The sequence below is a fragment of the Georgenia sp. Marseille-Q6866 genome (genome assembly GCF_965111665.1).
In genome coordinates, this window is record NZ_CBCOOR010000026.1 from 33195 (window position 1) to 46886 (window position 13692).

At 73.3% G+C, this 13692-nt stretch carries 14 protein-coding genes and 1 riboswitch; of the genes, 3 read left to right on the forward strand and 11 right to left on the reverse strand.

Annotation, left to right across the window (positions count from 1 at the left end; translation table 11 throughout):
* Positions 1-249: 249 nt before the first annotated feature.
* Positions 250-1818: a bifunctional phosphoribosylaminoimidazolecarboxamide formyltransferase/IMP cyclohydrolase gene (purH, locus tag ACWPXV_RS16120; RefSeq protein WP_454086168.1), complete on the reverse strand. Its 1569-nt coding sequence runs from the start codon at positions 1816-1818 to the stop codon at positions 250-252.
* Positions 1819-1848: 30 nt separating this feature from the next.
* Positions 1849-1938, reverse strand: a riboswitch (ZMP/ZTP riboswitch).
* A 123-nt stretch (positions 1939-2061) separates the two neighbouring features.
* Between purH and ACWPXV_RS16125 the strand changes: the two genes are divergently transcribed.
* Positions 2062-3144: a polysaccharide deacetylase family protein gene (locus ACWPXV_RS16125; RefSeq protein ID WP_454086169.1), complete on the forward strand. Its 1083-nt coding sequence runs from the start codon at positions 2062-2064 to the stop codon at positions 3142-3144.
* 81 nt (positions 3145-3225) lie between these two features.
* Here ACWPXV_RS16125 and ACWPXV_RS16130 read toward each other — a convergent pair whose 3' ends face one another.
* On the reverse strand, positions 3226-3789 hold the full coding sequence (locus ACWPXV_RS16130; protein WP_454086170.1) for a DUF6434 domain-containing protein: 564 nt from the start codon (positions 3787-3789) through the stop codon (positions 3226-3228).
* Positions 3790-3793: 4 nt separating this feature from the next.
* Positions 3794-4402, reverse strand: a complete 609-nt coding sequence (purN, locus tag ACWPXV_RS16135; protein ID WP_454086171.1) for a phosphoribosylglycinamide formyltransferase — start codon at positions 4400-4402, stop codon at positions 3794-3796.
* A gap of 38 nt (positions 4403-4440) precedes the next feature.
* Between purN and ACWPXV_RS16140 the strand changes: the two genes are divergently transcribed.
* Positions 4441-4854 (forward strand): hypothetical protein, encoded by a 414-nt coding sequence (locus tag ACWPXV_RS16140; RefSeq protein WP_454086172.1) that lies wholly within the window; start codon positions 4441-4443, stop codon positions 4852-4854.
* A 74-nt stretch (positions 4855-4928) separates the two neighbouring features.
* Positions 4929-5477 carry a type 1 glutamine amidotransferase domain-containing protein gene (locus ACWPXV_RS16145; protein WP_454086173.1) on the forward strand — a complete coding sequence of 183 codons (549 nt, stop codon included), beginning with the start codon at positions 4929-4931 and terminating at the stop codon, positions 5475-5477.
* Position 5478: 1 nt separating this feature from the next.
* Here ACWPXV_RS16145 and ACWPXV_RS16150 read toward each other — a convergent pair whose 3' ends face one another.
* The 8 genes from ACWPXV_RS16150 to ACWPXV_RS16185 form a co-directional block, all read right to left on the reverse strand.
* Complete coding sequence (locus tag ACWPXV_RS16150; RefSeq protein WP_454086174.1) at positions 5479-6750, reverse strand: cell division protein PerM; 1272 nt, start codon at positions 6748-6750, stop codon at positions 5479-5481.
* Positions 6751-6908: 158 nt separating this feature from the next.
* Positions 6909-7829, reverse strand: a complete 921-nt coding sequence (sucD, locus tag ACWPXV_RS16155; protein ID WP_454086175.1) for a succinate--CoA ligase subunit alpha — start codon at positions 7827-7829, stop codon at positions 6909-6911.
* Between the two features lie 15 nt (positions 7830-7844).
* Entirely contained in the window at positions 7845-9005 is a 1161-nt protein-coding gene (sucC, locus tag ACWPXV_RS16160; protein WP_454086176.1) for an ADP-forming succinate--CoA ligase subunit beta, read from the reverse strand.
* Between the two features lie 203 nt (positions 9006-9208).
* Complete coding sequence (locus tag ACWPXV_RS16165) at positions 9209-10168, reverse strand: aldo/keto reductase (RefSeq protein ID WP_454086177.1); 960 nt, start codon at positions 10166-10168, stop codon at positions 9209-9211.
* A gap of 30 nt (positions 10169-10198) precedes the next feature.
* Positions 10199-10804, reverse strand: coding sequence for a class I SAM-dependent methyltransferase (locus ACWPXV_RS16170; RefSeq protein ID WP_454086178.1), 606 nt, complete (start codon positions 10802-10804; stop codon positions 10199-10201).
* A 147-nt stretch (positions 10805-10951) separates the two neighbouring features.
* On the reverse strand, positions 10952-11083 hold the full coding sequence (locus tag ACWPXV_RS16175; protein WP_454086179.1) for a hypothetical protein: 132 nt from the start codon (positions 11081-11083) through the stop codon (positions 10952-10954).
* Between the two features lie 73 nt (positions 11084-11156).
* A complete protein-coding gene (locus ACWPXV_RS16180; protein WP_454086180.1) occupies positions 11157-11750 on the reverse strand; it encodes a DNA-3-methyladenine glycosylase I in 594 nt (197 codons plus the stop codon).
* Complete coding sequence (locus ACWPXV_RS16185; protein ID WP_454086181.1) at positions 11743-13629, reverse strand: acyltransferase family protein; 1887 nt, start codon at positions 13627-13629, stop codon at positions 11743-11745. The genes ACWPXV_RS16180 and ACWPXV_RS16185 overlap by 8 nt, the downstream gene beginning before the upstream one ends.
* Positions 13630-13692 lie beyond the last annotated feature (63 nt).

The following is a 13692-nucleotide window of genomic DNA, read 5'->3' on the forward strand; positions in this document are numbered from 1 at the left end:
GCTGAGCACTGACCGACAGCCCACCCATCGCGAGAGCTGAGTTGTTACGGACGAGGGCCTGGGGGAACAAGTCAGCTGTCGGCGGTGGGTAAGGGCCTGGGGGAACAAGCCAGCTGTCGGCGGGGGGTGAGGGTCCGACGGAACACGTCAGCTGTCGGCGGTGGGTGAGGGTCCGGCGGAACACGTCAGCTGTCGGCGGGGGGTGAGGGCTCGGCGGAGCACGTCAGCTGTCGGCGGGAACGGGGCTCGTCAGTGGGCGAAGTGGCGGGTGCCGGTGAGGTACATCGTCACGCCGGCCGCCTGGGCCGCCGCGACGACCTCGTCGTCGCGGATCGAGCCGCCGGGCTGGACGACGGCGCGCACGCCCGCGTCGAGGAGCACCTGGAGGCCGTCGGCGAAGGGGAAGAAGGCGTCGGAGGCGGCGACGGCGCCGCGAGCGCGCTCGCGGCCCTCCCCCAGGGCGTTGGCCCGCTCCACCGCGAGGCGGCAGGAGTCGACCCGGTTCACCTGGCCCATGCCCACGCCCACGCTCGCGCCACCGGCGGCGAGGAGGATCGCGTTGGACCGCACGGCCCGCACCGAGCGCCACGCGAAGGCGAGGTCGGAGAGCGTGGCGGGGTCGGCGGCCTCGCCGGCGGCCAGGGTCCAGCCGCTCGGGTCGTCGCCGGGCGCGTCGACGAGGTCGCTGGCCTGGACGAGCAGCCCACCGCTGACGGCGCGCATCTCCAGCCCGGAGCCGGACCCCTCCGGTACGACGAGCAGGCGGATGTTCTTCTTCGCTGCGAGGATCTCCACCGCCTCCGGCTCGAAGGCCGGCGCGACGACGACCTCGGTGAAGACCGGCGCGATCTGCGCGGCCGCCTCGGCCGTGATCGGCCGGTTGGCGGCGATGACGCCACCGAAGGCGGACACTGGGTCGCACGCGTGCGCGGCGGCGTGGGCGGCGGCGATCGTCGCACCGACGGCGATCCCGCACGGGTTGGCGTGCTTGATGATCGCGACGGCGGGGTCGGCGTGGTCGTGCGCGGCCCGCCACGCGGCGTCGGCGTCGACGTAGTTGTTGTAGCTCATCGCCTTGCCGTGCAGCTGCTCGGCCTGCGCGATCCCCGGCTGGCCCGAGCGGTACAGCGCGGCGGCCTGGTGCGGGTTCTCGCCGTAGCGCAGCACGTCGGCCCGCTGCCACGTGGCACCGGTCCACGCCGGGAAGCGGCTCTCGTCGTCGGGCGCGACGACGTTGCCCATCCACGACGCGACGGCGACGTCGTAGTCGGCCGTGTGCCGGAAGGCGGCTGCCGCGAGGCGGCGGCGCTGCTCGAGGGTGAAGCCCCCGGCGGCGACGGCCGCGGCGACGTCGTCGTACCCGGAGGGGTCGACGACGACGGCGACGCTCGCGTGGTTCTTCGCGGCGGCGCGCACCATGGTCGGCCCGCCGATGTCGATCTGCTCGACGCACTCGTCGGGCGCGGCACCGGAGGCCACCGTGTCGGTGAAGGGGTAGAGGTTGACGACGACGAGCTCGAAGGGCGCGACGCCGAGCTCCTCGAGCTCGCGGACGTGGGCGTCCTTGCGGAGGTCGGCGAGGATCCCCGCGTGGACCCGCGGGTGGAGGGTCTTGACGCGGCCGTCGAGGCACTCGGGGAAGCCGGTCACCTCCTCCACGGGGGTCACCGGGACGCCGGCCTCGGCGATGGTGCGGGCGGTGGAGCCGGTGGAGACGATCTCCACGCCGGCGGCGTGCAGCGCCTGGGCGAGCGGCGCGAGGCCGGTCTTGTCGTAGACGGAGACGAGGGCGCGGCGGACGGGACGCGAGTCGGTCACGAGGTCACTCCTGGGTTCGCTGGTATCGGACCCGGGCACCCAGGCGGGCGGCACCCTGCAGGGGACTTCCGGCCGCTTCCCGGTGGTGACTCCACCTCTGCGCCAGTCACGGCCGAGGCCGAGTCTACCTGTCGCTGTCGGCACCCCGGGCCTGGCCCATCGACGGGCCGGGACCGAAGCGAGTGGCTACGTTGGGGCGGCGCCCACGGGTGGCGCGACCTGACCACTCACAGAGGAGCCTCGATGAAGAAGCTTGCACTCGCCACGGCCTGCGCGGTCCTCGCGGCAGGCAGCGCCGTCCTCGGCACAGCAGCGGCCGCCGGCTCGTCACGGCCCACGGTCGACGACACCTGCACGGCCGGCCACGTCGCCCTCACCTTCGACGACGGGCCCTCGTCGTTCCGGCCCCAGACCCTCGAGATCCTCCGGGAGGAGCTCGTCCCGGCCACCTTCCTCGACATCGGCATGCGTGTGGCAGCGAACCCGCACATCTCCGCCTTCCAGGTGCGAGAGGGCCACACCGTCCTCAACCACACCTACTGGCACGACAACCTCGGGCAGCTCAGCGCCGAGGACGTGCGGAGGGAGATCCTCGCGACCGAGATCGCCTTCCGCGACGCCCGGGTGCGCATGCCCTACGACGGTGTCCGCGCCCCCTTCGGCGGCTCAAGCCCCACCTCGGAGCAGGCCATCGCGGACCTCGGCTACGTCAACGTCGGTGCCGACGCCGGGGGCTTCGACTTCATCCCGACAACCCCGGCGGCGACGATCCGCGACGCCATCCTCGACAACCTCGAGGACGGCGCGATCCTCCTGATGCACGACGGACCGATCGACACCCCCGCGGGCGGTGCCGTCATCGAGGCACTGCCGCAGGTCATCGACGGCGTGCGCGAGCAGGGGTACTGCTTCGGCTCCGTCGACGCCGACGGCGACGTGGTCCCCGACCGCCTCAGGCCCACGGGGCAGCCGATCCCCACGATCGAGAACCCGGTGCCCTTCCGCCCCATCGCCTTCGCCGGGACGCCACCCCTGGCCCCGCCCGAGCCCTACGCCGTCGTCGAGGGCGATCCGGTGCGCCACCTCTCCGTCGACGTCGCCGACCACGTGGCGGAGGGGGCTCTCGACCGCGGCCTGGCGAACCGCATCGAGCGCCTGGTCGACGACGGCGAGGAGGCGCAGCTGCGTGGTGACGTCACGCACCAGTGGGTCGTGCTGAACCGCATCGAGCAGGTCGTGACGAGCGCTCCCGCGCGGAAGATCGACGATGCCGCGCGGGAGCAGCTGCTCACCGAGATCGGGGGTCTGCTCGACAGCCTGGACTGACGCCCGGCTGACCTGGTCCGGCGCCGGCACCCGCCGGCGCCGGACCAGCGTCGTCACCGCCCGCGCGATCGCGCCGAGCCCTCAGCCGCCGGGACCGCGGCGGTCGACGGCGGACGTGCGGTGGCGCCACCACGCCTCCTGGCACTGCTCGCGGGTGCCGCCGGGGTTCGCGGCGAACCACTCTCGGGTGAAGCGGTTGTACTCGAACTGGCGGCCGATCTCTCCCGGCGGCTCATCACGCGTGCGGTACCAGTGCTCCACAGCCTCACCGAGTGCGCGGCCCTCGCCGTGGGCGACGAAGTGGCGCATGTGCTCGTCGAAGTGGAAGCCCGGCCCCACGGCGTCAATGAAGTAGGCCCGGAGCACCTGGCTGCACCGCTGGCCGGGCGGGATCACGGTCTCGGGCCCGACCGGCGCGGTGAGCTGCCGAGCGGTGCGTGGTCGGGGAGCCGGCGCGGGCACCGGCTCGCCGTCGAGCGCGGCGGTCACCCGGAAGAGCAGCTCCTCCTTGCCGCCGCTGCGGGACACCCCCAGTGCCGCGGCGAGCTCCTGGAGCTCGGTGCGCAGCCAGTACCAGCGGCGCAGCTCGGCGCCGCTGCGCACCTCCGTGACCGGGGGCCGCGACTCCTCGACAGGTCCTGCCACCGGCTCAGCCGTCGACGACGACGCGTCGCCCCTCGACCCGCCACGGCAGGCGGGCGAGACGGCTCACCTGCTCGACGAGCTGGGCCCGCTCGGCCACCTTGATCCGCTCGGTGAGGGTGTCGACCGTGTCGTCGTCGTGGACGGGCACGGCGACCTGGGCGACGATCGCGCCGGTGTCCACGCCCTCGTCGACGACGAAGAGCGTGGCCCCGGCGATCTTCACCCCGTACTCGAGGGCGTCGCGCGGGCCGTTGATGCCGGCGAAGGCGGGCAGCAGGGAGTTGTGGGTGTTGAGGTAGCGCCCGCCGAAGCGCGCGAGGAAGTGGTGGCCGCACAGCTTGAGGAAGCCGGCGGAGACGACGAGGTCGGGCTCCGCGGCCGCGACGGCTGCGGTGAGGGCCCGGTCCCAGGACTCACGGTCGGGGTGGTCGCCCACGCGCTCGACGAAGGTCGGGATGCCGGCCTGCTCGGCGAGCGCGAGCCCGCCGGCGGAGGGCCGGTCGGCCCCCACGGCCACGACCTCGACGCCGTAGCCCGGGTCCCGGGCCGCGTCGAGGAGGGCGGCGAGGTTGGATCCCCCGCCGGAGATGAGGACGACGACTCGTGTGGGCACGTGCCGAGGGTAGTGGGCCGGAATGGAACACTGGGAGCATGTCCCGCGACCAGCCCGCTGCGCCCCCCAGCGACGAGGCGGTGCGTGCCGCGACGCGTCCGGTGCTGTGGTTCTCCGTCGTCCTGCTCGTCGGCCTGTGGCTGTCGGTGACCCGCCCGTCGTGGCCGCTGCCGCTCGTCCCGGGGCTGCTCGGGCTCCTCGCCGTCGTGCTCGGCGTCGTCGGCCTCGTGCGGATGCGGCGCGCCCGGATGGGCGGGGCGATGGTCGTGCTCGTCGTCGTCGGCCTCGGCATCGCGGCCGCGATGGTGCTGCTCACCGGCCTGCAGGCCCTGCTCTGGCCGGTGTACGAGGACTTCTACGCCTGCCTCGACCGCGCCCTCACCCACCAGGCCGAGGCCGCCTGCCTCAGCGGTCTGGAGGACCGCGCCCAGCGGATGCTCCTGCGGCCCTGACACCGCTCGGGAAGCGGGATGGCCCGAACGCTCCTAGCGTGGACGGTGAACCCCAGACCCAAGGAGGCACACCCATGGCCCAGCTGACGAACAAGACCGTCGCGTTCCTCTCGACCAACGGCTTCGAGGACTCCGAGCTCACCGTGCCCTGGGAGGCCGTGACGTCCCAGGGCGCCGAGGCCGTCCTCATCTCCCCGGAGTCGGGCACGATCACCGGCAAGAACGGCCACGAGCAGCAGGTGGACCTCACCACCGCCGAGGCCACCCCCGACCGCTTCCACGCCCTCGTCCTGCCCGGCGGCGTCGTCAACGGGGACAAGCTCCGCATGGACGACGCGGCCGTCGCGTTCGTCCGGGAGATCTTCAACCAGCACAAGCCCGTGGGCGTGATCTGCCACGGCGGCTGGATCCTCACCGACGCCGAGGTCCTCGAAGGCCGCACGCTCACGTCCTACCCCAGCCTCAAGACGGACCTCAGGAACGCCGGGGCCACCTGGGTGGACGAGGAGGTCGTCGTCGATGCCGGGCTCGTCTCGAGCCGCACGCCGGACGACCTCCCGGCCTTCTGCGACAAGCTCGTCGAGGAGATCGGCGAGGGCGAGCACGAGGGCCAGACGGCCTGACCTACTCGGGCGAGTCGGACGGCGGCGTGGGCGCGGAGCCTGCGCCGCCGTCGTCGTTCCTGCGGCTCGCCCGGGCCCGGACGGCACGGCTGCCGCGCCCGACGGCGGCGTGGACCTGCGGGTGCAGGGCGAGGAGCACGACGACGGCGCCCACGGCGGTCTGCCAGGCCAGGGCACCGGCCAGCGCGGGGGCGGAGACGCCGACGGTCGCGAGCCGGCCGGGCCCGATGCTGCCGGAGGCGGCGACGGCGAGGAGCGCACCGAGGACGGCGAGGGTCGCGGCCGCGACGACGCCGCTGAGCGCCGCCTGCCACCAGCGCTCCTGGAAGCGGCCGCGGTGCAGCCACGCCCCGACGGCGGCGCCGACGAGGACGGGGACGAGGACGACGAGCCCGAGCCCCGGCGCCCCCGGCTCGGGCAGGACACCGAGCACGGGGAAGGCCGGCAGCGGGGCCGTGACGACCTCGCTCGGGGAGAAGAGCGTCCCCTGCCCGACGGCGAAGCCGGGTCCGCACAGCCAGGCGAGGGCCCACACGACCATGGTCGGCAGGTAGGCGAGCTGGCCGAGGAGCAGGACGACGGTGCCGAGGCGGCCCGGCGCGAGCGCCTCGTGGAGCTCGAGGACCGTGACGATCCCGCTGACGAGCCCGACGGCGAGGACGAGGACGGCGAGGGCGAGGAGGCCGGCGAGGGCCAGCCAGGCGCCCCGGACGCCGGCGCGCGCCCAGTCCGGTGTGGCCTCGCGCAGGCGCAGCCACCACGCGGGCCTCGGCGTGCGGGCGCGCCACAGCGCGAGGAGCAGGGCGACGCCGCCGATGACGAGGGCGACGAGCGCGACGGCCGGCCGTGCCGCGGGCCCGGGCACGACGGCGGACAGCCCGAGGACGCTGAGGACGAACCCGCCGAGGGCGAAGGCCGCGGTGGCCGGCCGGCGCAGCCGCGCCCGGCGGGCGCCGCCGTAGACGAGGGCGGCGCTGACGAGGCTGGTGCCGGGCGGGGCCAGGGAGACGACGCCCGCCTCCCCGACGTCGACCGCGGCGCCGTGGCCCAGCAGCCACACGCCGGTGCCGATGGCCGCCGCGTCGGTCCAGGTGGCCTCGCCGAGCAGGGGCGCCGCAGCGGTGGCGACGTAGGTCGCGACGGTCGGCACGACGACGAGCAGCCAGCTGATGATTGCGGCCTCGATCCCCGACAGGGTGGCACGCAGCCACGCCTCGGGGAGCGGGGCGCGGCGGGCGGGGCCGCTCACCTGGGGGTGGACCGTCGTCGTCATCTGCCCCATCGTCGGTGACCGGGCGGCGCGGCACGCGAAGGTGGCGGCGTGTCGTGGCGATGTGTCCGATCCGTTGCCCGGCGCCGTCGTCCCGGTGCCGGGACGCACGACGGCCCGCCGCGCAGGTGCGCGGCGGGCCGTCGGTGGTGCGGTGGGCTCTAGCCCTGGAGCAGCTCGCGGGCCAGGCGCGCGGTCTCGCTCGGGGTCTTGCCGACCTTGACGCCGGCGGCCTCGAGGGCCTCCTTCTTCGCCTCGGCCGTGCCGGAGGAGCCGGAGACGATGGCGCCGGCGTGGCCCATCGTCTTGCCCTCGGGCGCGGTGAAGCCGGCGACGTAGCCGACGACGGGCTTGGTGACGTTCTCCTTGATGAACGCCGCGGCCCGCTCCTCGGCGTCGCCGCCGATCTCGCCGATCATGACGATGAGCTCGGTGTCGGGGTCCGCCTCGAAGGCCGCGAGGGCGTCGATGTGGGTGGTCCCGATGACGGGGTCCCCGCCGATGCCGATGGCGGTGGTGAAGCCGATGTCCCGCAGCTCGAACATCATCTGGTAGGTCAGCGTGCCGGACTTGGACACGAGGCCGATGCGGCCCGGACCGGTGATGTCGGCCGGTGTGATGCCGACGTTGGACTTCCCGGGGCTGATGATGCCGGGGCAGTTGGGGCCGATGAGCCGCACGCCCTTGCTCTCGGCGTAGGTGAAGAACTCGGCGGTGTCGGCCACCGGGACGCCCTCGGTGATGATGACGACGAGCGGCATGCCGGCGTCGACGGCCTCGATGACGGCGGCCTTGGTGAAGGCCGGCGGGACGAAGACGACCGACACGTCAGCGCCGGTGGCCTCCATCGCCTCGGTGACGGTGCCGTAGACCGGCACGGAGACCGTGCCGGCGGTCCGCTCCTCGGCGCCGGGGCCGATGGGGGTGACGTCGAAGTCGACGCTCGTGCCGGCCTTGCGCGGGTTGACGCCGCCGACGATCTGGGTGCCCGAGCCGAGCATCCGGCGGGTGTGCTTCTGGCCCTCGGCACCGGTCATGCCCTGGACGATGACGCGCGAGTTCGCGTCGAGGAAGATCGACATGCTGTTGTCCCGTCCTTACTTCGCGAGCTCGGCGGCCTTGGCCGCGGCGTCGTCCATCGTGTCCACCATGGTGACCAGCGGGTGGTTGGCCTCGTCGAGGATGCGACGTCCCTCGACCACGTTGTTGCCGTCCAGGCGGACGACGAGCGGCTTGGTGGCGGAGTCGCCGAGGATCTCCAGCGCCTGGACGATGCCGCTGGCGACCTGGTCGCACGCGGTGATGCCGCCGAAGACGTTGACGAAGACGCTCTTGACCTGCTCGTCACCGAGGATGACGTCCAGCCCGTTGGCCATGACCTCGGCGTTCGCGCCGCCACCGATGTCGAGGAAGTTCGCCGGGCCGACGCCGTACTGCTCGCCCGCGTAGGCGACGACGTCGAGGGTGCTCATGACGAGGCCCGCGCCGTTGCCGATGATGCCGACCTCGCCGTCGAGCTTGACGTAGTTGAGGCCCAGCTCCTTGGCCTTGGCCTCGAGCGGGTCGGCTGCGTCCTTGTCCTCGAGCTCGGCGTGCTCGGGGTGACGGAAGGCGGCGTTCTCGTCGATCGTCACCTTGCCGTCCAGCGCGATGATCGCGCCGTCCTCGGTGCGCACGAGCGGGTTGACCTCGACGAGGGTCGCGTCCTCGTTCGCGTAGACGGTCCACAGCTTCTGGATGACGTCGGCGACGGCGTCGGCCACGTCGGCGGCGAAGCCGGCGGTGGAGACGATCTCCTTGGCCTTGGCCTCGTCGATGCCGACGACCGGGTCGACGGCCACGCGGGCCAGCGCCTCGGGGCGCTCGACGGCCAGCTGCTCGATCTCCATGCCGCCCTCGACGCTGGCCATGGCCAGGTAACGGCGCTCGGCGCGGTCGAGGAGCACCGAGAAGTAGAACTCCTCGGCGATCTTCGCTCCCTCGGCGATCATCACGCGGTGGACGGTGTGGCCCTTGATGTCCATGCCGAGGATCTCGCTCGCGCGAGCCTCGGCCTCCTCCGGGCTGTGGGCGAGCTTGACGCCGCCCGCCTTGCCTCGGCCGCCGGTCTTGACCTGTGCCTTGACGACGACGGTCCCCCCACCCAGCTGCTCGGCCGCGGCACGTGCCTCTGCCGGCGTGGTCGCCACGATCCCGCCCAGGACGGGTACCCCGTGCTTCTCGAACACGTCCCGTGCCTGGTACTCGAAAAGGTCCACCAGGTCAGTCCTCTCATCGACGTTCTCGGAATGCCTCGACATCGAGACATCTCCGTCCACTGTACCCGGCGTCGCGGCGGGAGGCCCACCCGGGCGCGGCTCCGCCGGGGCTCCGCCCCTGACCTCCCCGGTTGTCCTCCGGCCTCCCCCACCGGCTCACGGTGGGAGGAGGACGACCGGGGAGATCAGCGGCGCACCACCTCTCAGACGAAGCTGGCAGAGGCCTCGTCCAGGCGCTGCACCTGCTCGACGGTGAGCTCCAGGGCGACCGCGGCGAAGAGCTGGTCGAGCTGGTCGGTGCTCGTCGCGGCCGCGAGCGGGGCGGTGACCTTGCCGTTCGCCGTCGCCCACGCGAGCGCGACGGAGGCCGGGTCGGTGCCGTGCTCCCGGGCGACGGCGTCGAGCACGTCGAGGACCCGCAGCCCCTCCGGGGTGAGGTACCGCTTGACGGCGGCACCGCGGGCCCGGCCCTCGGTGTCGGCCTCGGTGCGGTACTTGCCGGTGAGGAAGCCGCCGGCGAGGACCTGGTAGGGGAAGACGGACATGCCCAGGCGCTGCGCGACCCCGGCCAGACCGGTCTCGTACGCGCGCGAGACGAGGGAGTAGCGGGGCTGGAGGGCGACGGGCTTGGCGAAGCCGTTCTCCTCGCAGGCCTGGAACCACTCCTCGATCGCGGCGACGGAGAAGTTGGACAGCGCGACGGCGCGGACCTTGCCCTCGGTGACGAGGCGGTCGAAGGCCGCGGCGCTCTCGACGATCGGCGTCTCGTCGTCCTGGTAGTGGGCGTAGAAGAGGTCGATGTGGTCGGTCCGCAGGCGGCGCAGGGAGTCCTCGGCGCCGCGGACGACCGTCTCGGGCTTGAGGCCGAGGAGGTCCGGCTTGCCGGAGACCTTGGTAGCGATGACGACGTCGTCGCGGTTGCGGCGGTCGGCCACCCACTGGCCGATGATCGTCTCGGACTCACCACCGGAGTTGCCCGGCACCCAGTAGGAGTACATGTCGGCGGTGTCGATGAAGGTGCCGCCGCGCTCGACGAAGCCGTCGAGCACCGCGTGGAACGGCTTCGCGTCACCGGGGTTGTTGAACGTGTTGGTGCCCAGGCCGAGCGGGGAGACGTGAAGCTCGGAGCTGCCGACGGGCAGGGCGGTGGTGGTCTCGGTCATGGAGTCCTCTCGGGTGGTGGTGTCGGTCGGTCAGGCGCGGCGGAGCACGGCGACGAGGAAGTCGGAGTCCTCGGTCGCCGGGCGCAGGTCCCAGGTGGACAGCAGGTGGTCGGCGACCAGCCCGCCGGCGACGGCGTCGCCGAGGAACTCGTCGAAGTCGTAGCCGCGGCCGGCACCGAAGCCGATGACGGCGCGCCCGTCGTGCGTGAGGTGGCGAGCCATCCGCCGCAGCACCTCCCGCCGGGTGCTTGCCGCGAGGAAGGTCATGACGTTGCCGGCGCAGAGGATCGCGTCGAAGGGCTCGGCGATGCCCCGCGCGGGCAGGTCCAGCTCGGCGAGGTCCTCCACGACCCAGGTCGCGTCGGGGAAGTCCTCCTGCGCCGCGGCGATGAGGACGGGGTCGACGTCGACACCGACGACGGTGTGCCCACGCCCGGCGAGGTAACCCCCGTGACGTCCCGGGCCGCAGCCGGCATCCAGGATCCGGGCCTCGCGTGGCACCATCGCGTCGATGAGCCGCGCCTCACCGACGAGGTCGGCACCGGACTCAGCCATCTTCCGGAAACGCTCGACGTACCAGTGCGAGTGCTGGGGATTGCCCTGGGTCATCTGCACCCACTTGCTCTGCTCGGTCATGCCCCCATCCTCTCCCCCGGCGGGGCATGTGCCACAAAGCAGCTCGTCCGGGCTACCCCGGGGCCCCGCCGTCGGCATCGTCGACCGGTGGGTCGGCCGCAAGGGCGTGTTTGTGGCACATGCCCACCGGCCGGGGGTCGGGCACCGTCAGTCCAGACGGCGCTCGACGAGCTCCTCGACGTCCTCCCCGGCCCGCTCGAGGCTCGAGGTCTCGTCCTCGCGCTCAGCGGCGTCCGGCTCCGGCACGTCGCGCGTCGTCTCCGGCGTCTCTCGTCCCACGGTTCTCTCCTCGGTCCGGCTGCTCGACCCGACGCTAGGACCGCGGCACCGGCCCTGCATCCGGGAAGCTGCGTCAGCCCGGCCAGACCCCGGAGGAGCCGCGTCGGTGGCTGCCCAGGAGGTGGGTGTCGACGATGCCGACGGCCTCCATGAGCGCGAACATCGTCGTCGGACCCACGTGGCGGAAGCCCCGCGCCTTGAGTGCCTTGGCCAGCGCGACGGACTCGGGGGAGGTCGTGGGGACCTCGGCGTAGGTCCGCGGCCGGGGCGTCTGGGCCGGCTGGTAGGACCAGACGAAGGCGGGCAGGCCGCCGTCGGCGCGCAGGGCGACGGTCGCGCGGGCGTTGGCGATCGTCGCGTCGACCTTGCGCTGGTTGCGGACGATCCCGGCGTCGGCCATGAGGCGGGTGACGTCGTCGTCGTCGAAGGCGGCGACGGCGTCGGGGTCGAAGCCCGCGAAGGCGCCGCGGAAGGCGGGTCGCTTGCGCAGGATCGTCGCCCACGAGAGCCCGGACTGGAAGGCCTCGAGGCTGAGGCGCTCGAAGAGCCCGCGCTCGTCGCGCACCGGCATGCCCCACTCGGTGTCGTAGTACTCGCGCAGCAGCGGGTCGGTCGCCGCCCACGTCGGGCGGGCGAGGCCGTCGTCGCCGACGACGAGGTCACTCACCGGCGGTCTCCGCCAGCAGTCGCTCGGAGAGCTCGGCGAAGGCCTCGGCGACGACGTCGGTGTACAGGTGGCCACCCTCGATGTCGGGATGGATGCCGTCGGACTGGAGCTTCTCCGGCTCGGCGTCGATGGCGGCGTACCAGTCCGCGACGATCGCGTTGGGGTAGTCGCCGACGACGTCCGCGAGCGCCGCGTTCGCCTCCGGGATCCAGTACGAGCCGCCGTAGAGGTTGACGACGACGACCATCCGGCCCGGGCCGAGCGCGTCCAGCACCGCCCGCACGACGTCGGGCTCCCCGACACCCGCGTTCGTCCCGAAGTCGAGGACGACGGCGCGGCGCACCGTGCCCTGCTCGACGGCCTGCTCGACCGCGGCCAGCCCGTCGGGCCACTGACGGTTGGACTTCGCGTCGAGGGCGATCTCGGGCCAGCGGGCGGTGAGGCCGTGGGCGCTCGTCACCATGATCGAGTCACCGAAGCCGCTGATCTCGTCGCCGGCGGGCACGGTCCAGTCGGCGTCGGCGGGCGGCGTCTCGGGCGCCTCGGTCTCGGCGGCGGAGGCGGCGACGAGCTCCTCGTTGGCCTCGATCTGCTGCTGGGTGAGGGACGTCGTCGGCGCCGTCGCGACCGCGACGGCGGTCGTGACGAGGAGGACGACGGCGGCGCCACCGACCACCTGGGCGGCGCGCCGGCCGCCGCGCAGGGCGCTGCGCCAGCGGCGCCACACCCCGAGGAAGCCCTCCTGGCGCACCGGCATCTCCAGCCAGCGGTAGGAGGCGCCGGCGATCACCAGCGTGAGGACGAGCGCCAGCACCCGGGTGGTCCAGCTGAGCGCGGAGTCGTAGGTGGTGGCGGGCATCAGCTCGGTGAGGACGAGGATGAGCGGCCAGTGCCACAGGTAGATGCCGTAGGAGCGCTCCCCCAGCCACGCGACCGGCGGCATCCGCAGCAGCCGCTGGTAGAGGACCACCGGCCCGAGGAGCGCCGCGACGAGCACGGCGGTGAGGAGGGAGGCGGCGAGGATGCCGCCGCGGAAGGTGAGCGCCGTGTCCTCGTGAAGGACCGTCATGAGGGCGAGCAGGCCGGCGAGGGCGACGAGGGCCGCCGGCTGACGCCAGCGCTGCCACGCCGCGGAGTGCAGCCAGCTGTGCGGGGAGGCCCAGGCGAAGGCGAGCGCCACCCCGATCATCAGCCCGAACAGGTGGGTGTCGGTGCCGTAGTAGACGCGGGTCGCGTCCTGTCCCGGCGTGTAGAGCACCGCCATGAGGAGCGCGGAGACTGCGGCGACGGCGAGCGCGACGCGCACCCGCTGCCGGCCGGTGCTCGTCAGCGCGAGGAGCAGCCCGAGCAGCGGCGGCCACAGGAGGTAGAACTGCTCCTCCACCGCGAGGGACCAGAAGTTGACGAAGAGCAGCGGGGAGGTCTGGGCGAAGTAGCTCGAGCCCGCGCCGATCTCCAGCCAGTTGTTGGAGAAGGTGAGCGCCCCGAGCACCTGCCGGCCGATGTTGACGAGCAGGTCACCGCCCGCGACGGCTGCCAGGCTCACGCTCACGACGACGACGCTGACCAGCGCCGGCAGCAGCCGCCGGGCGCGCCGCAGCCAGAACCGCGGGAGGTCCACCCGGCCCTTCCTGCCGAGCTCGCGCAGGAGCAGCGTGGTGATGAGGAAGCCGGAGATGACGAAGAAGACGTCCACCCCGAGGAAGCCACCGGGCAGCGAGGTGGGTCGCAGGTGGTAGACGAGCACGGCGCCGACGGCCAGGGCCCGCAGCCCGTCCAGGCCGTGGATGTGCCCGGCCCGCGCGGTCGTGGCCGCGGGAGCACGACGGGAGGTCGTGCCGGTGCGCGCGGGACGAGCCGGCGCGGCGGTCTGAGCCATCCGCCCTCCTCGACAGTTGTGTCGGGCACAGGCTAGGTGCGCCGCGCCTGGACTCGTGGGAGC

Excerpts from the sequence above, each read along its gene's own strand:
- ACWPXV_RS16125 (WP_454086169.1), top strand. The coding sequence starts at position 2,062 with ATGAAGAAGCTTGCACTCGCCACGGCCTGCGCGGTCCTCGCGGCAGGC.
- ACWPXV_RS16140 (WP_454086172.1), top strand. The coding sequence starts at position 4,441 with ATGTCCCGCGACCAGCCCGCTGCGCCCCCCAGCGACGAGGCGGTGCGT.
- ACWPXV_RS16145 (WP_454086173.1), top strand. The coding sequence starts at position 4,929 with ATGGCCCAGCTGACGAACAAGACCGTCGCGTTCCTCTCGACCAACGGC.
- ACWPXV_RS16150 (WP_454086174.1), bottom strand. The coding sequence starts at position 6,750 with ATGACGACGACGGTCCACCCCCAGGTGAGCGGCCCCGCCCGCCGCGCC.
- sucD (WP_454086175.1), bottom strand. The coding sequence starts at position 7,829 with ATGTCGATCTTCCTCGACGCGAACTCGCGCGTCATCGTCCAGGGCATG.
- ACWPXV_RS16165 (WP_454086177.1), bottom strand. The coding sequence starts at position 10,168 with ATGACCGAGACCACCACCGCCCTGCCCGTCGGCAGCTCCGAGCTTCAC.
- ACWPXV_RS16170 (WP_454086178.1), bottom strand. The coding sequence starts at position 10,804 with ATGACCGAGCAGAGCAAGTGGGTGCAGATGACCCAGGGCAATCCCCAG.
- ACWPXV_RS16185 (WP_454086181.1), bottom strand. The coding sequence starts at position 13,629 with ATGGCTCAGACCGCCGCGCCGGCTCGTCCCGCGCGCACCGGCACGACC.